Source organism: Cryobacterium sp. PH29-G1 (genome assembly GCF_030063365.1).
Taxonomy (GTDB): Bacteria; Actinomycetota; Actinomycetes; order Actinomycetales; family Microbacteriaceae; genus Cryobacterium.
Genome location: NZ_JASISY010000008.1, coordinates 131,356 through 150,041 on the forward strand (window position 1 = coordinate 131,356; position 18,686 = coordinate 150,041).

At 65.2% G+C, this 18,686-nt stretch carries 18 protein-coding genes and 1 rRNA gene; 4 read left to right on the forward strand and 15 right to left on the reverse strand.

Going from position 1 to position 18,686, the window contains the following annotated elements:
* Positions 1-9 precede the first annotated feature (9 nt).
* The 8 genes from QMK22_RS11805 to QMK22_RS11840 all read right to left on the reverse strand — a co-directional run bounded on the left by QMK22_RS11805 (position 10) and on the right by QMK22_RS11840 (position 9,375).
* Positions 10-852: an ABC transporter permease gene (locus tag QMK22_RS11805; RefSeq protein ID WP_283497840.1), complete on the reverse strand. Its 843-nt coding sequence runs from the start codon at positions 850-852 to the stop codon at positions 10-12.
* Positions 849-1,787: an ABC transporter ATP-binding protein gene (locus QMK22_RS11810; RefSeq protein WP_283497841.1), complete on the reverse strand. Its 939-nt coding sequence runs from the start codon at positions 1,785-1,787 to the stop codon at positions 849-851. Before QMK22_RS11810 ends, QMK22_RS11805 begins: the two co-directional genes overlap by 4 nt.
* A 161-nt stretch (positions 1,788-1,948) precedes the next feature.
* Positions 1,949-4,057, reverse strand: a complete 2,109-nt coding sequence (locus QMK22_RS11815) for an acyl-CoA dehydrogenase family protein (protein ID WP_283497842.1) — start codon at positions 4,055-4,057, stop codon at positions 1,949-1,951.
* A gap of 217 nt (positions 4,058-4,274) precedes the next feature.
* On the reverse strand, positions 4,275-6,257 hold the full coding sequence (gene recQ, locus QMK22_RS11820; RefSeq protein ID WP_502857588.1) for a DNA helicase RecQ: 1,983 nt from the start codon (positions 6,255-6,257) through the stop codon (positions 4,275-4,277).
* Between the two features lie 230 nt (positions 6,258-6,487).
* The gene (locus QMK22_RS11825; protein ID WP_283497843.1) at positions 6,488-7,129 is read right to left on the reverse strand and encodes a copper resistance CopC family protein; all 642 of its coding nucleotides are present in this window, start codon (positions 7,127-7,129) and stop codon (positions 6,488-6,490) included.
* Positions 7,130-7,185: 56 nt separating this feature from the next.
* Positions 7,186-7,902, reverse strand: coding sequence for a YcnI family copper-binding membrane protein (locus tag QMK22_RS11830; RefSeq protein WP_283497844.1), 717 nt, complete (start codon positions 7,900-7,902; stop codon positions 7,186-7,188).
* Positions 7,903-8,002: 100 nt separating this feature from the next.
* A complete protein-coding gene (locus QMK22_RS11835; RefSeq protein ID WP_283497845.1) occupies positions 8,003-8,629 on the reverse strand; it encodes a hypothetical protein in 627 nt (208 codons plus the stop codon).
* A 104-nt stretch (positions 8,630-8,733) separates the two neighbouring features.
* Positions 8,734-9,375: a copper resistance CopC family protein gene (locus QMK22_RS11840; protein ID WP_283497846.1), complete on the reverse strand. Its 642-nt coding sequence runs from the start codon at positions 9,373-9,375 to the stop codon at positions 8,734-8,736.
* A gap of 148 nt (positions 9,376-9,523) precedes the next feature.
* Here QMK22_RS11840 and QMK22_RS11845 point away from each other — a divergent pair, with 148 nt between their 5' ends.
* A complete protein-coding gene (locus QMK22_RS11845) occupies positions 9,524-10,450 on the forward strand; it encodes an EamA family transporter (protein WP_283497847.1) in 927 nt (308 codons plus the stop codon).
* Positions 10,451-10,492: 42 nt separating this feature from the next.
* On the opposite strand, the gene QMK22_RS11850 is transcribed toward QMK22_RS11845, so the two are convergent.
* The 6 genes from QMK22_RS11850 to paaA are packed head-to-tail and all read right to left on the reverse strand — an operon-like array spanning position 10,493 to position 15,169.
* The gene (locus tag QMK22_RS11850; protein ID WP_283497860.1) at positions 10,493-11,266 is read right to left on the reverse strand and encodes an enoyl-CoA hydratase/isomerase family protein; all 774 of its coding nucleotides are present in this window, start codon (positions 11,264-11,266) and stop codon (positions 10,493-10,495) included.
* Between the two features lie 49 nt (positions 11,267-11,315).
* Positions 11,316-12,461: a 1,2-phenylacetyl-CoA epoxidase subunit PaaE gene (paaE, locus tag QMK22_RS11855; RefSeq protein ID WP_283497848.1), complete on the reverse strand. Its 1,146-nt coding sequence runs from the start codon at positions 12,459-12,461 to the stop codon at positions 11,316-11,318.
* Positions 12,461-13,036 (reverse strand): 1,2-phenylacetyl-CoA epoxidase subunit PaaD, encoded by a 576-nt coding sequence (gene paaD, locus QMK22_RS11860; RefSeq protein ID WP_283497849.1) that lies wholly within the window; start codon positions 13,034-13,036, stop codon positions 12,461-12,463. The genes paaE and paaD overlap by 1 nt, the downstream gene beginning before the upstream one ends.
* Entirely contained in the window at positions 13,030-13,884 is an 855-nt protein-coding gene (gene paaC / locus QMK22_RS11865; RefSeq protein ID WP_502857584.1) for a 1,2-phenylacetyl-CoA epoxidase subunit PaaC, read from the reverse strand. The genes paaD and paaC overlap by 7 nt, the downstream gene beginning before the upstream one ends.
* Entirely contained in the window at positions 13,881-14,186 is a 306-nt protein-coding gene (gene paaB / locus QMK22_RS11870; protein ID WP_283497850.1) for a 1,2-phenylacetyl-CoA epoxidase subunit PaaB, read from the reverse strand. Before paaB ends, paaC begins: the two co-directional genes overlap by 4 nt.
* Positions 14,183-15,169, reverse strand: coding sequence for a 1,2-phenylacetyl-CoA epoxidase subunit PaaA (paaA, locus tag QMK22_RS11875; RefSeq protein ID WP_283497851.1), 987 nt, complete (start codon positions 15,167-15,169; stop codon positions 14,183-14,185). The genes paaB and paaA overlap by 4 nt, the downstream gene beginning before the upstream one ends.
* 218 nt (positions 15,170-15,387) lie before the next feature.
* Here paaA and paaI point away from each other — a divergent pair, with 218 nt between their 5' ends.
* From paaI to QMK22_RS11890, 3 genes are read left to right on the forward strand one after another with little or no spacing between them, the layout of a single operon-like run.
* On the forward strand, positions 15,388-15,816 hold the full coding sequence (gene paaI / locus QMK22_RS11880) for a hydroxyphenylacetyl-CoA thioesterase PaaI (RefSeq protein WP_283497852.1): 429 nt from the start codon (positions 15,388-15,390) through the stop codon (positions 15,814-15,816).
* 17 nt (positions 15,817-15,833) lie between these two features.
* Positions 15,834-17,153 carry a phenylacetate--CoA ligase PaaK gene (gene paaK, locus QMK22_RS11885; protein ID WP_283497853.1) on the forward strand — a complete coding sequence of 440 codons (1,320 nt, stop codon included), beginning with the start codon at positions 15,834-15,836 and terminating at the stop codon, positions 17,151-17,153.
* Between the two features lie 41 nt (positions 17,154-17,194).
* Positions 17,195-17,794 (forward strand): TetR/AcrR family transcriptional regulator, encoded by a 600-nt coding sequence (locus tag QMK22_RS11890; protein ID WP_283497854.1) that lies wholly within the window; start codon positions 17,195-17,197, stop codon positions 17,792-17,794.
* Between the two features lie 588 nt (positions 17,795-18,382).
* Here the strand turns inward: QMK22_RS11890 and rrf are convergent.
* A 5S ribosomal RNA gene (gene rrf, locus QMK22_RS11895) occupies positions 18,383-18,499 on the reverse strand.
* Positions 18,500-18,686 lie beyond the last annotated feature (187 nt).

Below are 18,686 nucleotides of genomic sequence, written 5' to 3' on the forward strand. Positions count from 1 at the left end.
TGGTACGGGTCAGGCGTCGCGGCGCTTGAGCAGCAGCGCGGCGGCGCCGAGGCTCACCACGACCCAGGCCAGGACGACCAGGAAGGCCTGCCAGGATTCCATGGTGTTCGGGGTGATCATCTCGGAACCGGCCGAGGTGAACAGGAATGGCATGATGTCGGCGACCCACCCGACGAGCATCGAGAACAGGCCAACGACCGTCGGCAGGAGCAGGATGATTCCCAACGCTGACGCGATGCCGCCGGCGCTGCTGCGCACAATGGTGCCGATACCGATGGCGAACACCGCGATGAGCGCGAGGAACAACGCGTTGCCGAGCAACGGCAGCAGCACAGCGCTGTCAAACAGATTCACTGAAATGTTTTTCGCGCCCAGGATGGGAACGGCCACGAGGAACGATGCGACCACGCTGAACAGACCCACCAGGAAGGTGAAACTAAACAGCACGGTGACCTTGGCCCAGAGTGCGGGCAGGCGGTTGGGCACCGCGGTGAGGGTCGACTTGATCATGCCACTCGAATATTCGCCACTGATCGAGAGCACGCCGAGAACGGCGACAATCAGCTGTCCGAGGGCCAGCCCGGCTGTGGAGACGAGAACGAACAGCTGAGCGTTGTCGACGCCCAGGGCTCCGTTGGTGGAATCGAAGGTTGCGGACATGGCGAACGACATCAACAGGGCGATGCCGACCGCGGCAACGATGACGAGTGAGAAGCTCCAGTAGGTGGAGCGCAAGCTCCACAACTTGATCGATTCGGAGCGGAGCAACCCGCCAAAGCTGAGCCCGGACCCGGTCGGCACGAACGATGCGCGGGCTGCGGACGGCTGGGTTGACTGGGCTACGGTGCTCATCGAGCGACCTCCGCTTCGGTGTGGCTGGAAGCGTCGCCGGTGCGATACTCCACTTCGTTCTGGGTCAGTTTCATGTAGGCCTCCTCCAGCGAGGCGCTCACCGCGGAGAGTTCGTGCAGGGAGATCTGGGCGGCCGCGGCGCGGTCACCGATTTCGTTCACCGTGAGGCCGCTGATTTCGAGCACGTCCGGCTCGACGTTGGTGATGGTGACATCGGCCTGCGCCAGCAGGGTGGCGAGGGCTACGGTGTGCGGGGTGCGCACCCGAACTGCGTCCTGGGCGGCCGATTTGATGATGTCGGCGACCGAGGCATCCGCTATCACTCGGCCGCGGCCGAGCACGATGATGTGGTCGGCGGTGAGCGCCATCTCACTCATGAGGTGCGAGGAGAGCAGCACGGTGCGTCCCTCGGCAGCCAGCTGCTTGGTGAGCTTGCGGACCCACTGCACGCCCTCCGGGTCGAGGCCGTTCACCGGCTCGTCCAGGATGAGCGTGGCCGGGTCACCGAGCAGCGCTGCGGCAATGCCGAGGCGCTGACCCATGCCGAGCGAGAAGCCGCCAACGCGCTTGCGGGCGACGGACTCGAGGCCGGTGAGGTTGATGACCTCGTGCACCCGGCTGGTGGGGATGCTGTGGGTTGCGGCCATGGCACGCAGGTGGTTGTAGGCGCTGCGACCGGTGTGCACGGCCTTGGCGTCGAGCAGCACGCCGACTTCGCGCAGTGGCGCCTTGTGCTCGTGGTACGGCTTGCCATTGACGATGACCGAACCAGCGCTCGGCCGGTCGAGTCCGACAATCATGCGCATCGTGGTGGACTTGCCCGCGCCGTTCGGCCCGAGAAACCCGGTGACCTTGCCGGGCTGCACCGTGAAGTCGACCGCGTCGACCGCGGTCTTGCTTCCGTAGTGCTTGGTCAGGGATTGTGCCTGAATCAAAAGTGCCTCATTCCGTTTGTGGGTGAGGCCCCGTTTGACTGCACTGAAGCCCCCAACAAAACGGTACGGCGTGCAGCAGATGGGCGCATCAACCTGGGGGATGGTTGCGCGCCCCCTGTGTCATACCGCGGTACGACGTGCAGCGGTACGACGTGCAGGGCCTACTTCTTGACCGGCTTTTCGGGGGTGGGCGCAGTTCCGGACGCCCGCTGGGCAGCGAAGTAGTCTCGGGCTTCGGTTTGGCGTTCGCGCTCGACGCCACTGGCGATCGTGGCCCGCAGGTGGTCCTGCGAATAACCGAACGCGTCAACCAGGTCGAGTGCGTAGGGGCGGATGCGCGCGATGAGCCGGTCGATGTAGGCCGTGACGGCCTGCGCTCGTTGAGCCGACAGTCGACCATGAATGAGGTACCAGGCGAGGTTCTTCTCCACCAGGCCAAGGCCGAACAGGTCGCGCAGCCAGGTGAGCACCTGCTTGGTTCCGGCATCCATGGGAGCGTCCAGTGCCCGCGTGAACGACTCCCACTGCAGCAGTTCGCCGTGCGCGCGGGCCGCCTCGATGAGCTCGTTCTGGTGCGCGTTGAACAGGTCGGCCGCCTGCTTCTTGGGCAGTTTGGTGGCGCCACGCAGCTTGCCGGCGACCTCGCTGATCATGCTTTCGACCCGGTCCGTGAGCAACTCACGCTGCACGTCAGAATCACGCAGCGCATCGACGGAGCGAGCGGTCGACCCGCGGTCGAACACGGTCTGTCCGAGGGTGCGCAGGCCGGTGCCGTGGTAGGCGCGACCGGCGGCGTGCTGCACGACATAGCGGGCGAGGGCGCCAGCATCCGCTTTGGCGAATTTGCGGCTGTAGTCGGTGAGCAGACGTTTGGCAACGAGCTGCAGGAGCACGTTGTTGTCTCCCTCGAAGGTGGCGTAAACGTCGAGATCGGCGCGCAGTCCAACCAGGCGGTTCTCGGCCAGGAAACCGGCGCCGCCGCAGGCTTCGCGGGCTTCCTGCAGGGTGTCGAGCGCATGCCAGGTGGAGAGCGGCTTGAGCGCGGCGGCCAAAGTTTCGAGGTCTTGCCGGTCGTCGTCGGTGTCGGCTTTGCCGCTGAACACCTCGTCGAACTTCACCAGGAATTCATCGTGCGCGAACGTCTGCGCGTAGGTCGTGGCGAGGCGCGGAAGCAACCGGCGCTGGTGTCGCTGGTAGTCGAGGATGACCTCCTCGTCGGTGCTGCTCCCGGCGTTGAACTGGCGGCGCTGGCTGCCGTAGGTGATCGCGATGGTCAGCGCGAGAGCGGATGCCGCGGTGGCGGCGCCGTCGAGCGACACCCGACCCTGCACCAGCGTGCCGAGCATGGTGAAGAAACGGCGGCCGGGGCTGCTGATCGGGCTGGAGTAGGTGCCGTCTTCGGCAACGTCGCCGTACCGGTTGAGCAGATTCTCGCGCGGAATGCGCACCCCGGTGAAGTGCAGGCGTCCGTTGTCGATGCCGTTGAGGCCACCCTTGAGGCCGTCGTCTTCGCCGCCGATGCCGGGCAGAAAATCGCCGTTCTCATCGCGAATGGGCAAGTAGAAGGCGTGCACGCCGTGATTGACACCCTGGGTGATGAGCTGCGCGAACAGCACGGCGGCGATGCCGTCTTTGGCGGCGTTACCGAGGTAGTCCTTCCAGGCGGCGCGAAACGGGGTATCGATGACGAACTCGCCCGTTTCGGTATCGAAGGTCGCGGTCGTGCCGATGCTCGCGACGTCGGAGCCGTGGCCGATTTCGGTCATTGCGAAGGCACCCGGCACGCTGAGGTCCATGATGCCCGGCAGATACTTGTCGTGGTGCGCCTTCGTACCGAGGTGCAGCACGGCGGCACCGAACAGGCCCCACTGCACGCCGCCCTTGATCTGCAGGCTCGGGTCGGCGATGACGAGTTCTTCGAAGCCGGCGATGTTGCCGCCATGGTTGTCCTGCCCGCCGAGGTGTGTGGGAAAAGCGCGAAGCACGAGGCCGTTGGCGGCGAGCGCTTTGAGCTGTTCGAGGACACGCAGCCGGTGGTCGGCCATGGAGAGGCCTTCGATGCGCTGCATATCGGGGCGCGCGGTGATTTCACGGGCAGCGAGGCGCACATCGGCCCAGGTACCGAGCAGCTGACGTCCGAGTGCCGCGACGTTGACCACGGGAGCGGTCGGGTCACCAATGGACTTGATGGGGCCGGTGTCGACGTTGAGGTCGAAGCTGGGGTCAGACGTCGTCGATCCGGTGCTGGAGCGCTGGGCCGTGTCAACCATGGTTGGTCCTAACTGTTCGCGCGAAAGTGATGATCGCAACGTTAGGACCCCGGTGAGCGGGCGCGAAATGCGCGGTGCCAGGACGACAACAGCGGATGCCGCCCACGGCATCCGCTTTGTATGTTCCCTACAACCACTACCCCCGAAGACCTGCCCTCCCCCACAATACCTGCGGCCACCGGCGGCCGGCCAGGGCTCACGGTAGGGCAGCGAGCGATTAGGCGGACGCGGCTACGACTTCGAGGAGAGCTTCTCCGTAGGCCTCGAGCTTCTTGGCGCCGATGCCGGTGATGCCGTCGAGAGCAGCGAGGGTCGACGGGCCGGCCGCTGCGATGGCAATCAGGGTCGCATCGCCGAACACGATGTAGGCGGGCACGCCCTGCTCCTTCGATTCCGCCGACCGCCAGGCGCGCAGCGCCTCGAACAGGGATTCTTGAGCGGTACTGAGGTCGGCCGCGGCCACCTTCGCTGCGCTGGGCCGGCGAGCAGCGCTGGACCGCGCGGGGCGGTCGGGTTCACGCCGCAACTGCACAGTGCGGCCGCCGATGAGCACCTCAGCCGCGGCATCCGTCAGCACGAGAATGCCGTATTCGCCGGAGGTGGCCAGCAGGCCCTGGGCCAGCATCTGGCGCACGACGCCGCGCCAGGCCTGGTCGCTGAGGTCGGCGCCGAGTCCCCAGGTACTGAGCGACATATGGCCGTACTGGGTGGCCCGGGGGGTTTCCTTGCCGCGGAGAATATCGATGAGATGCCCGGCACCGAACTTTTGGTTGCGTTCGCGGTGCAGGCGCACGATGGTGGAGAGAAGTTTCTGGGCAGGGATGGTGCCGTCCCAGGCTTCAGGCGGCTCCAGACAGGTGTCGCAGTTGCCGCAGGGCTGGCTGGCCTGGCCGAAGTAACGCAGCAGGTTCACCCGGCGGCAATGCACCGTTTCGCACAGGGCGAGCATGGCATCGAGGTGGGCAGAGAGTTTGCGACGATGGCCGAGGTCGCCGGCCGACGTGTCGATCATGCGGCGTTGCTGCACCACGTCTTGCAGGCCGTAGGCGAGCCAAGCGGTGGCCGGGGCCCCGTCACGGCCGGCGCGACCGGTCTCCTGGTAGTAGCCCTCGACCGACTTGGGCAGGTCGATGTGGGCAACGAAACGCACGTCGGGCTTGTCGATTCCCATGCCAAAGGCGATCGTGGCGACGATGACGACGCCCTCCTCGCGCAGGAACCGGGACTGGGTGCGCGCGCGCACGCCCGCGTCGAGCCCGGCGTGGTACGGCAGTGCGTTCACGCCGTTGGCGCGCAAGAACTCGGCGGTCTGGTCGACCGTCTTGCGGCTGAGGGCGTAGACGATTCCAGCATCGCCGGGGTGCTCCGTCTTCAGAAATGCCAGCAGCTGCTTGCGTACCTCGGCCTTGCCGACGATGCGGTACTGGATGTTGGGCCGGTCGAAACTCGCCACGAAGTGCTTGGCGTCGCCCATCTGCAGGCGGGTCGTGATCTCCTGGTGTGTGGCGTCGGTTGCCGTGGCGGTGAGGGCAATGCGCGGCACGTCCGGCCAACGGTCGGCGAGTTCGCCCAGCGCGAGGTAGTCCGGCCGAAAATCGTGGCCCCATTGCGACACGCAATGAGCTTCATCGATGGCGAACAGAGCGATGGTTCCGCGGGCGAGCAGCCGCTTGGTGGCCTCATTGGAGAGCCGCTCGGGGGCGACGTAGAGCAAGTCGAGGTCACCGTTCAGGTAATCGCGTTCGACCTGGCTGCGGGTCGCGGAATCCTGGCTGGAGTTCAGAAATTCAGCGCGCACGCCCACAGCGGTGAGCGCATCGACCTGGTCTTGCATCAGGGCGATGAGCGGCGACACCACGATGCCGGTGCCCGCCCGCACGAGTGCCGGAATCTGATAGCACAGGCTCTTGCCGCCACCGGTGGGCATGAGCACGACGGCGTCCTTGCCGTCGACGACCTGAGCGATGATCTCGGCCTGGTCGCCGCGAAAGGAGTCGTAGCCGAACACTGTGTGCAAGGCTTCGGCCGCGGTTGTGAATTTGCGCGACGCGGCGCGAACCGGAGCTGCGGCCCGAGCCGCCCCGGCGTAGCTCCCGGCGGGCTCCCGCCCGCCGTATTGCCGGTCGACTTCGGGAGGCGGGGCGTCGAAGTCGTCGGGAGCGTCAAGATCGCTCGGTGCGTCGAAGTCACTCGGCCGGATGTCACTGGTCCCGCTGTCACTCGGCCCGATGTCACTGGTCGCATCGACATCATTGAACGCAGCACGGCCACGGGGTGGTTCGACGGCGTTAGGGTTTCCGGGCAGCTCAGCGTTCCAACTCACCTGCCCAACTTTACCCGCGCCCCCTGACACGTTCCCCGCTCGAACTGGATCGGTACGACTCCGGGCACGAGTCAGGGCACGAGTCAGGGCACGAGTCAGGGCACGAGTCAGGCGCGGGGCTTCCGGCGCAGCACGATGAGGGTCGCTCCCACAGCGAGCAGCACCGCGCCCAAAGTCCCGCCGATCCAGGCGACGGTTTCCAGGGTGCCATCGTTGGAACCGGTCACGCCGGCATCTGAGGCAGGCGTGGTACTGGCATCCGGGGCGCCGGCATCCGCTTCGGTTCCGCACGATGGTGCCGTGGCCGCCCCCTCGGCCAGTGTTTGGTCTGGGCCCGGCTGCCAGTCAAAGGTGAACTCGTCGGAGATCGCGTGGCCGTCGGTGGAGACCGTTTGCCAGATCACCGTGTACACCCCGGCCGCGCCGAGCTGCGCCACGGTCTCCACGGTGGCACCGGAGACCGTGGCGCAGCCATCACCGTAGAACAGCGGCGCACTGGCCGGTCCGGTGATCACCATCGCGCTGCCGGATCCCGTCCCTCCCAGATCGAGCAGCAGGTCATTGGTGGTGACCGAGAACGAACCGGGCTGCTCGGTCACCACCGCATCGGCTGCCGGCGAGGAGCCGACGACGTAGTTATGAGCGGATGCCGGGGCTGCGCCCCAGCCCACGGCCGCGGCAACAACGACGACCGCGAATACCGCTCGGACCGTGCGGCGAACCGTCGGTCGCGCCGGCCGATGATTCACCGCACGCGCCGAAGAAGTGAAGGTTCCGGGGACTGTCGTGTTGCCGCGCACGGTAACTAGACCGACTGCTTGCGGCGGGCGGTGACGGCCAGCACGATGCCGACGGCACCGACAACCAGTCCGCCGGCTCCCAGCACCCGAGCGAGTACGTCATCGGACGAGGCTGTAGCCGTCGTGGCCGCATCCTCGTCGTGGGTGTCGGTGGCCTCGGCTTCGGCGTGGCCGTGCTCATCTTCGGTGGCTGCGGTCACGGTGATGGCGGGCGCCGGGTGAGCGGGCTCGTTTCCACCAGCGACCGTCGGTTCGTTCCAGTTGGTTTCGCCCGCTTCACAGGTTTGCAGCACGGGGAATTCCAGCGTCTCGCCCTCGGCATCGGCGGGCAGTTGCAGGCTCAGCGCGAAGGTTGTGCGCAGGCCATCGGGGAACGGGGTATCGGCGGTGTACAACACGGCACCGGTGCGGGTCGTGATGGTGTTTCCTTCGCCGTCATCGATCGGCGTCGCGAGGTCAACCGCTGTCTCCGAAACGCCCCAACCGGCGTTCACCGTGGGGGTGACGCTCGCGATGTTCTCGGGAATGCCGATGCTGACCGATGTCGTCGAGGACGCATCGCACCCGTGCGGCAGCGCGAAGGTCAGCACCGTGTACGCGCCGGCGGCGGTCGTGGGCGCGTCCACCGCGATGTGGGCGCTCGCGGCGAGCGGGGAGGTGAGCGCGAGTGCGGCGCCGATGGTCAGGGCGGTGGCGGCGAAAATGGGGGTCGTGAACTTCATGATGGTCCTTCAGATGGGGTGACGGCGTGAACCGAACGGTGCAGGGCAAAGCCTCTGCTACTCGTTCGGCGCGGCGAAGAAAATGGTCTGGTCTGCGGGGTCAGGCGGCGAGCCCGACAGCGGGTGGGCCACGATGGCGCATCGGAGACAGGACGAGAACCAGATTGCGCGGCGTCAGCACCGGGGCATCATGCCCGATCCGGTGTGGGCTGGCCACCGGTACCACCAGCTGTGTCGACCGGAGCAGGGTGCGGATGCCCAGGTGAACGCTGTCAACGAGGCCCCAGAAGGCGCGTTCCCCGAACCGAAGGGCGAGAACGGTCACAGTCGCTGCTCCGAGATGGGCGAGCCACATTGAGGTGCCGGCGTGTAGTGCGTGCGTGCTCGAGGCCAGAACCGTCGGGTCGATCAGACCGGGCAGTGCTGCGTGTTGGTGGGTGCCGGAGGCGGCGATGGCGTCGGCTCCGAGCGCGCCGCCGGGTGCCCCCAGGGAGAACAACCCGTGAAAGATGAACTGGCTGATCAGAACGGATACGGTGCCGCGCCACAATGACAGGGTGCGGCCCGAGAGCGCGACGCACACCATGCCGGCGAAAGCGAGCGACACGACGACCGCCAGCCAACCGGGTGCCGCAGCACCACCAAGCGTGTGCGAGAGGGCGGCGACAAAGGTCGAGAACACGGCCACGATCCAACCGCGCGCGAAACGGGCCCACCTCGTCGTCATCGCTCGCCCATTGTCACCTGACCAGAGTACGTTGCGTCAACCACAAAACGCTCATCGTGCCCCACGAACCGTGGGAAGTCGGCCGAAAGCCCGACGACACAAATTCAGTGGAAGGCCAGGCTGCGTGCTTCTGCCCGGTCGCGGCGGCGCCGAGCGATGAGAGCGGCAGCGGCACCGAGGACGACGAGCAGGACTCCCCCGCCGACCAAAGCGATGGTCGGTACACCATCCTCGCCGACAGCGACGGCTGCAGCGCCCGGGACGGCACCCGATGCATCCATCGCCGTCACCACTGTGGCACCGGCACACTCGGGCGGCGTCGCCGACCCGGTCGCCAGAACCTGATCGGGGGCTGGCTGCCAGTCAAAGCTGAACTGACCCGAAATTGAGTGGCTGTCCATGGACACCGACTGCCAGGTCACGGTATACGTTCCCGGTGCGCCCAGCTGGGCCTCGGTTTCGACGCTGGCCTCTTCAACCCGGCCACACCCGTCTCCGTAGTACTCGGGGGCCTCCGCCGGGCCACTGATCTGCATCAGGCTGGCGCCGACATTCAACAGCTCGTCATTGGTCGTTACCGAAAACTCGCCCGGTTGCTCCGTGACCACGGCCCCGTCTTTCGGGACCGATCCGACCTCATTGTTGTGCGCCGACGCCACACTCGTTGCACCACCGCACAGGATGGTCACCATCACGGTAAGGATCAGGATGCGGCCGCGCTGGCTGAGCGAGCTCACGTGCGTCATGTCAGGTCTCCTTCGATGTTGCCGAAAGAGTAGTGCTGAAATGCCGAGACGAACGCATTGATTATGGGGGTCTCGCTGGGGCGTTCACCCCTGCAATACTTTCTGTCCTGTGAGATCGCCGCCGCCGCCAGCGTTAGGATAATTGCCTATGCTGACCGCATTTTTTGGACTCACCGGGGCCGTCGTGTACGGTTCGGCCGACTTTCTCGGCGGACTTGCCGCCAAGCGCATCAGCGCCATGCTGGTGACGGCGGTCTCTGCCGTCTCCGGCCTGCTCGTGGTGCTGCTCCTGCTGCCCTTCGTCGCCGGCGAATGGTCGTCATCCGCAGTCTTCTGGGGCGCCCTCTCCGGGGTGACCGGGGCCCTGGCGATCACGTTGCTCTACGCCTGCCTCGCTATCGGGCCCATGAGCATCCTCTCACCGTTGACCGCCGTGGTCTCAGCGATCGTACCGATGACCGCCGGTCTGTTCGGCGGGGAGCGGTTTTTGCCCATCGGCTACTGGGCGCTCGGCTTGGCGCTCATCGCCGTCGTGCTGGTTGGGTTCGTACCCGAGCGCGGCGCGGTACGGCCACGCCTGCTCGGAATTGTCATGGCGCTCGGCTCCGGAAGCATGATCGGCACCTTCATGATTCTGATCGATCAGACGCCGCCGGACAGCGGACTCGTTCCGCTTGTTCTCAATCGCGTGGTCAATGGGGGCATCATGTTCACCGTTGTCGGCCTCGTCGCCCTGCGTGCACGTCGACGCCGTGCTGCGGTGACCGTACCGGTATTGGTCGGGGAGCCCGGCGCGGCACCCGCAGCCGTGCCCCCCGCCGCCGTCGACCGATCGATCGCGCGCACCGGGCTGAAGCTCGCTGTGGCCTGCGGCGTGATCGACGTCAGCGCCAACTTTCTGCTGCTGCTCGGGCTGCGCCTCGGCGACCTGACCGTGGTCAGCGTGCTCACGGCAATGTACCCGGCCGGTACTATCCTGTTGGCGGCCGTCGTTCTCAAAGAACGCATCGCGCCGGTGCAGTGGCTCGGCCTCGCGCTCGCCCTGGCCGCTGCCGGAATGCTCGCAATCGCCTGACCGGTTGCGGGTACTACTCCGAAACCGGGTGGCGCAGATGGGTCAGGCGCGACCGGTGAAAGCGGGTTTGCGCTTCTGCTGGAACGCGGCGAACCCCTCGCGATAGTCGCCGGTGGCGCAGAGCGCTGCCTGCGCTGCGCTCTCGTCACTCATGCTCTGCCAAAGTCCGAGCCGTTCGTCGCGCAGCGACTGAACAAGCGCCTTGCTCGCCAGAAATGCCTGTGTTGCACCGGATGCCGCGTGCGCGGCCGCCTGCACGGTCGCCTCGGTCAGCTCCGCGGCCGGGAAGACCTGGCTGAACAGGCCACCGGCGACGGCGTCGGCCCCGGTCATCAACCGTCCGCTGTAGATCAGGTCAAGCGTGCGGTGCGCACCCAGGCGCTCCACGAACAGGGCGTGCCCACCAGAGTCCAGCGTGGCGCCGAGGTTCGCGAACGGCGAGCCAATCTTGGCGGTGTCGGCGACGTAGACAACGTCGGTGGCGATGAGCAGCCCGAGACCCACGCCGAGGCACGCGCCGTGCGCAGCAGCGAATGTCGGGGCCGGAAACCGGCTCATGCGCTGCAGCAGCGGCGTGACGAGGTCGCCGAGGTAGCCCAGCACGTCGTCCGTTCGCGGATCGACGGCCGAAATGTCGCGGCCGGCGCAGAACGCCCGTCCCTCGCCGCGCAGCACGAGCGCGCGAACCCCGGCCCGCTCGGCGGTTTGGTAGGCCGCGTCCAACTCGACAACCGCGGCCTCATCGAGGGCGTTGAGTTTGTCTGGCGCGTTCAGCACCACGTAGGCGACGTCGTTATCTATCGAGAGCTCAATCACGGCATCCGCTTTCTTCGTACTCATCGTCGTACTGCTGGACGCAGTACTGCTAGACGTCGTAGTCGACGACAACACTGTCGGTGGTCGGGTGTGATTGGCAGGTCAGCACGTACCCGCGGGCGAGTTCGTCGGGCTCGAGCGCGTAGTTCTCGGTCATCGTGACGTCACCGCTGACCAGCTTGGCCCGGCAGGTGCCGCAGACTCCGCCGGCGCAGGCAAACGGCACGTCGGGGCGCACGCGCAGGGCAGCATTCAGGATGCTCTCGTTGGCGTTGACCGGGGTGGTGACAGTGTTGCTCTGGCCGTCGAGCGTGAACTCGATTTGGAAGGTCTTGTCGCCCTTGCCGATAGTGACGGGCCGGCCGCGGTCGCCGCTGGCCGCCGATGGCTCCCCCGTTGTGAACAGTTCGAAGCGCACCAGAGAACGGTCGACGCCGGTGCTTTCCAGGGTGTCGCGGCACAACTGCACCAGCTCGAACGGACCGCAGAGAAACCATTCGTCAACCGTGGCCGGGCGCAGAATGGTCTCGAGCATGCGCCGAAACTTCTCTTCGTCGATGCGGCCGGAGAGCAACGATGAAGACCGCTGCTCGCGGGACAGCACGTGATAAAGCGCGAGACGGGCCGGGTAACGGTCTTTCAGCTCGGCCAGATCGTCGAGGAACATCACGTCGAGCGCCGTGCGGTTGGTGTACACGAGCGTGAACATCGACGTTTCCGAGGCGGAGAGCACCGTGTGGGCCAGGGCCATGAGCGGGGTGATTCCCGAGCCGGCAGCAACGCCGACGACGTGTTTGTGATCGAGGTTGTGCAGGGTCGAAGTGAAGCTGCCCTGCGGGCTCATCACGTCGATCTCGTCGCCGGAGTGCAGCTCGCTGTTGGCCCAGGTGGAGAACGCGCCGCCCAGGTCGCGTTTGATCGCAACACTGATTTGACCGGATGTTGCCGGCCGACAAATCGAGTAGCTGCGGCGTAGTTCCTGGCCGTCGATCGTGGCGCGCAGCGCGAGGTGCTGGCCGGGCAGGTAGTCGAACGCACCCTGCAGTTTGGACGGAACAGCAAAGGTGACCTCGACGCTGTCGGCGGTCAGCGGGCGTACTTCAGCCACCGTGAGGGTGTGGAAGCGTGCACGGTGCTTGATCGGCGCCAGGGTCGAGGCGCCCTGGTTTGTGGAATCGAGACGTGTTGCAGCCATTAGAGCACCTTGAAGTAGTCGAACGGCTCGAGGCAGTCTCGGCATTCGTAGAGGGATTTGCAGGAAGTGGAACCGAAGTGCGCCAGCTCGCGGGTGTTCAGTGACGAACAGCGCGGGCATTTCACGGCCATTGTGAGCCGGATCGGACCGGCCGGGCCGGAACCGCGCACGGTGGCATGCCCGGTGGGGGCGGCGATGCCGTATTCGCGGAGCTTGGCCTTGCCGATCTCGCTCATCCAGTCGGTGGTCCAGGCCGGGCTGAGCACCAGTCGTACCGTCACGTTCTCGTAGCCGGCCTTCGTGAGCACCTCGAGAACGTCGTCGCGCATGGCGTCCATCGCGGGGCATCCGCTGTAGGTCGGCGTGAGGGTAACCCCGACAGCATCGTCAGTGACGTTGACCGAGCGCAGCACACCCAGATCTTCGATCGTGAGCACGGGAATCTCCGGGTCGACGACCTCGGCGGCGATCGTCCAGGCGGCGAGTGATGCCGCGTCGGTTGGCCGCGGGCGGGCGAGCGACTCGTGCAGTTCTGCGGTGTGCAGGTCAGCCGCGTTGCTGTCGCTGGCTACCATGACGCTCCGGGGTGGGCGCGGGTGAGCACCTGCATTTCGGCCAGGAGAAAGGCGAGATGCTCGGAGTGATTGCCGGTACGGCCGCCGCCGGAGGCGACGAATCCGCGGGGAATTTCGAGCTCGGCCTCGGCAAGCACCGGAGCGATCGCGGCGTCGAACGCCGGGCGCAGACTCGACGGGCGAACGGCGACTCCTTCGAGACGATCGATGAGCGGGTCGTCGCGAAAGATCTCCTCGACGTAAGGCCACAGGTCGCTCAGAGCGGTGATCATGCGGCGGCGCGATTCGTCGGTGCCGTGAGCGAGGCGCAACACCCACTGATTGGAGTGGTCGCGGTGGTAGTCGACCTCTTTCACCGCTTTTGCCGCGATTGCGGCGAGGGTCGCGTCAGCGGATGCCCGCAGCCGGCTGTACAACTCGAACAGGTAATGGGACACAATGAACTGGCGCGCGATCGTGTGCGCGAAGTCGCCATTGGGCTGCTCGACAATGTGCAGCGACCTGAATTCAGGTTCGGTACGCCAGTAGGCGAGGTCGTCTTCAGTTTTGTTCGATGCGGTGCCGGCGTAGTGCAGCAGCGATCGGGCGTGCCCGATGAGGTCGAGGGCTACGTTGCCGAGGGCGACGTCTTCTTCGAGCTCCGGTGCGCGCGAGATCCAGGCACCGAGCTGCTGAGCCAGGATGAGTGAGTCGTCGCCGAGCCATAGGGCGTATTCGGCGATGTCGGCCGTAGCGTCAGACGGGCCCTCGATGAGTTCGGCATCGAGCGTGGTGATATCGACGGCAACGTGGCCGTGATCGTCGCCATGGGTGTCAGCGGGGGCATCCGCCGTGGTGTCGTCGCTCACAGGTGCTTCACTCCTTCGCTCTTGGAGTAGTAGCTCGCGTGGCGGTAGTTCTTGCCGGCGGGCGATTCGAAGAAGGCGCCCTTGGCGTCGGGGTCACTCGTAGTGATCGCGACGGCCGGAACAACCCAGACCGAGACGCCCTCACTGCGCCGGGTGTACAGGTCGCGCGCATTGCGCACGGCGAGGGTTTCGTCGGGAGCGTGCAGTGAGCCAACGTGAACGTGGCTGAGGCCACGGTTGGAGCGAACGAAGACCTCCCAGAGGGGCCAGAGTTCTGCTGCGGAATCGCCAGGAGTGGTCATGAGGCTGCCATTTCGAGAGTGGTGGTGAGTGCGGATTGTTTGCGTGCGTAGGCCGCGGCCGCTTCGCGCACCCACTGGCCGTCTTCGTGGGCGTCGCGTCGACGCTGCAGTCGCTGGGCATTGTTCGGGCCGCGGCCGGCGAGCACCTCGTGAAACTCGGTCCAGTCGATCTCTCCGAGGTCCCACTGCTGAGTTTCCTCGTTGAAGTGCAGGTCGGGGTCGGGCAGGGTCACTCCGAGCACGGCGGCTTGAGGAACAAGCATGTTTACAAAACGCTGGCGCAACTCGTCGTTGGAGTGACGCTTGATCTTCCACGCCATTGACTGCGCCGAGTTGGGCGAGTCGTCATCGGGCGGGCCGAACATCATGAGTGCGGGCCAGTACCAGCGGTTGACCGAGTCCTGAGCCATCTGGCGCTGCTCCTCGTTGCCGGCCATGAGCTCGAGCAGAATCTCGAAGCCCTGACGCTGGTGAAAGGATTCTTCCTTGCAGATACGCACCATTGCTCGGCCGTACGGACCGTAGGACGCGCGGCAGAGCGGCACCTGGTTGCAGATGGCGGCGCCGTCAACGAGCCAGCCGATCGAGCCCATATCGGCCCAGCTCGGGGTGGGATAGTTGAAGATGGAGGAGTAACGCGCCTTGCCGGCGATGAGGGCATCCGTCATGTCATCGCGGGTAGCACCGAGGGTCTGCGCGGCAGAGTAGAGGTAGAGCCCGTGTCCGGCTTCGTCTTGCACCTTGGCCATGAGAATGGCCTTGCGCTTGAGGCTGGGGGCGCGGGTGATCCAGTTCGACTCGGGCTGCATGCCGATGATCTCGGAATGCGCGTGCTGCGAGATCTGGCGCACGAGCGACTTGCGATACCCCTCGGGCATCCAATCGCGCGGTTCAATGCGCGAGTCGGCTTCGATCAAGTCGTTGAACTGCTGCTCTTCGACGCTGATAGCGCTCGTAGCGGGCGTGATGGTGCTTGTCATCATCGGCTCCTGGTCTGCGTTGACTGCGGTGGTCATGGGGTGTGCGGGCGGCGCTAAGGTAATGCACGTCGGGAAAATACGCACGGATCGGCAAACTATTACCAACCGATCGTTCAGTTAGTATATAGTCACATTATCGGGCGGGCAACCCCCGAGGATGCAAGCTTTCAGCACCGCAACGCCGAACGCTCACCGCACGGCAACTCAATGAGGAGAACCGAATGACGCAAGCACAGCCCGTCGGCAGCCACGCCATGATGCAGCGCGATCGGGCATCCGCTTCTCTCGGCATGATCGTGGAGCGCAACGAGCCGGGCCATGCCGTCGTCTCGATGATCGTGCGCGACGACATGCTCAATGGTTTTGACGTGACCCACGGCGGGTTCATTTTTGCCCTCGCCGACACGGCGTTCGCTATTGCCTGCAACGATTCACACCACGTCACCCTCGCGGCCGGCGCCGACATCACCTTTCTGAAGCCGACCACACTGGGCCAGAACCTGACCGCTACCGCACTGTTGCGCGTGAAGAGCGGCCGCAGCGGCATCTACGACGTACGCGTGACCGTTGATGACGATGTCACCGTGGCGGAATTTCGCGGCCGCAGCCGCACCACCAACTTGCCCGTCCCCACCCGCAACCACCTCTAACCTTTTCGGAAGGCATCATGTCAACGCTGACCAAAACCCGTCTGCACGCACCCGCACGAGAAGAACTCGATGTGGCAGAACGGATGTCCCGCGACGAGATCCGGGCCCTTCAGCTCACGAGACTGCAGCACACCGTGCGGCACGCCTACGAGAACGTACCCCTCTATACGCGCAAGTTTGATGCTGCCGGCGTGCACCCCGACGATATTCGCACCCTCGAAGACGTGGAGCTGTTGCCGTTCACGACCAAGGAAGACCTGCGCGTCTCCTACCCGTTCGGCATGTTCGCGGTGCCTATGGACCAGGTCGCGCGCATTCACACGTCCTCCGGCACGACGGGGCTGCCGACCGTGGTCGGTTACACCAAGAAGGACCTAGCCATGTGGGCCGGCCTGGTCGCTCGCAGCCTGCGCGCTAGCGGCGTGCGCCCCGGCATGAAGGTGCACAACGCCTACGGTTACGGTCTGTTCACCGGCGGCCTCGGCGCCCACGCGGGCATTGAAGCACTCGGCGCGTGCGCCATCCCCATGTCGGGCGGTCAGACCAACAAGCAAATCCAGATGATCACCGACTTCGAACCCGACGTCATCCTGTCCACGCCGAGTTACCTGCTCACCATCACCGACGCCATGGTCGCGGCCGGCCTGGACCCCCGCCGGTCGAGCCTCAAAGCCGGCGTGCTCGGTGCCGAACCGTGGACCAACCAGATGCGTCTTGAACTTGAGGACCGACTCGACTTTGACGCACTCGACATCTACGGCCTCAGCGAGGTTATGGGGCCCGGCGTCGGCAATGAGTGCATTGAGTCGAAGGACGGCCCGCACCTGTGGGAAGACCACTTCCTTCCCGAAATCATCAACGGTGACACCGGAGTTTCGCTACCCGACGGCGAAACGGGCGAACTCGTCTTCACTTCCCTCACCAAAGAGGCCTTTCCGGTCATCCGCTACCGCACGCGCGACCTGACGCGCCTACTGCCCGGCACCGCCCGCCCGGGCATGCGCCGCATGGAAAAAATCACCGGACGCAATGACGACATGATCATTCTGCGCGGGGTGAACCTCTTTCCGACCCAGATCGAAGAGATCGTGCTCGGCATTGATCACCTCTCCCCGCATTTCGTGCTCGAACTGACCCGTCCGTCGCGCATGGACGAACTCACCGTGCGCATCGAACGGCACGAACATGCCGACGAAGCCGCGTCGGCGGTCGCTCGCGCCCTGCTCATCGCTCTGATCAAGGATCGAATCGGTTCCAGCGTCAACGTTCTTGTTGTCGAACCGGGCACCTTGGAACGCAGCACCGGCAAGCACAAGCGCGTTTACGACCTGCGCTAGCCGGTCGTAGATCCCACGCCTGCGTGAGAGACTCGAGATCTATGTCTGACGTACACACCCCCAAACGCGGACGCCCCGGCTACGACCAGCGCGCCATTCTCGAAATCGCCGTCACCGCGTTCAATGAATTTGGCTACGACGCGACCTCGATGGGAGTTCTGGCCACGCGCCTGACGCTGTCAAAGGCGGCCATTTACCACCACTTCTCCTCCAAGGACGAAGTACTCCAGCTCGCCCTCGACGAGGCCCTCAACGGGCTCGAGGGCGTGCTGTTGGAGTCCGGTGCTCTGACCGGCAGCGCGATCGACCGTCTGGCGCACGTTCTTCGAGGGGCCGTGCGCGTACTCACGACGCGTTTGGCCTACGTCACCCTGCTGCTGCGTGTGCGCGGCAACACCGACGTAGAGCGTCTCGCTCTCACCCGAAGGCGCGCGTTTGACCGCGCCGTCTCGGCGCTCGTCGTTGAGGCTCGAGACGAGGGCTCGCTGCGCAGCGATATCGATCCTCGCGTAGTCACTCGTCTGCTCTTTGGCATGGTCAATTCGATTGCCGAGTGGTATCGCCCCGAAGGCCCGGAAGATGCCGCTCAGCTCGCCAACGACGTGCTCGCGGTAGCTCTGGACGGCCTGCGCCGCCACTGACACCGACCGATACGACGAAAGGCCACGCACCCTGTGCGTGGCCTTTTTCGTGCACCGGCGACCCGACCAGCGCCTGGGCATGCCCGAACACCCGCGTGCACCCGCGGGATGTTCGCGGGTGCACGCGGGTGTTCGCAGGGTGTTTGTATTGCGAGCGGGGTAGCTGCGGTGTTCTCTGCCAGTCCCGGTGCCCGGGTTGTTCGTGTTGTGGGCGGGTTGGTGGGGTGTTCGCGGGGTGTCGAGTTATGGGATTTTCTGGGGAGGTATCCGAATGTTTGTCTCGGATGTCTCCCCTATAAATGCCACTGTTTGAGCTGAGGAGCGGACGCCCCACCAACTCGCAGAACCGCGTCCTCGTCCTGGTCGTGGTCGTGGTCGTAATCCGCTGGACGCGTTGCAGGACGCGTTGCTGGACGCGTTGCTGGACGCGTTGCTGGACGCGTTGCAGTGTGCGTTGGAGGATGCGTGTCGGGTTAACGAGAAAGGCCACCCGTGGGTGGCCGTGGTGGGGCATGCGGTCGCGCGTGGGGTGGTGTTAAAGCAGAATAGCCACCCCGGGGGGTGGCTATTCTGGTGTTTCTAAGTTAAGTCCGGCGGTGTCTTACTCTCCCACAGGGTCCCCCCTGCAGTACCATCAGCGCTGAGAGTCTTAGCTTCCGGGTTCGGAATGTGACCGGGCGTTTCCCTCTCGCTATAGCCGCCGAAACACATTGTGATGTGAATCGATTCTATATTTTTTAGTTATAGAGCTCCCCTGAAAGGAGCGTTGTTCTCGACCGTACATCGAGAACCACATAGTGGACGCTAAAGCAGCTTCTTCAAACTGAGTGTTATCAAATTATCGGCTTATTAGTACCGGTCAGCTCCATGGGTCTTTAGTCCCCACTTCCAC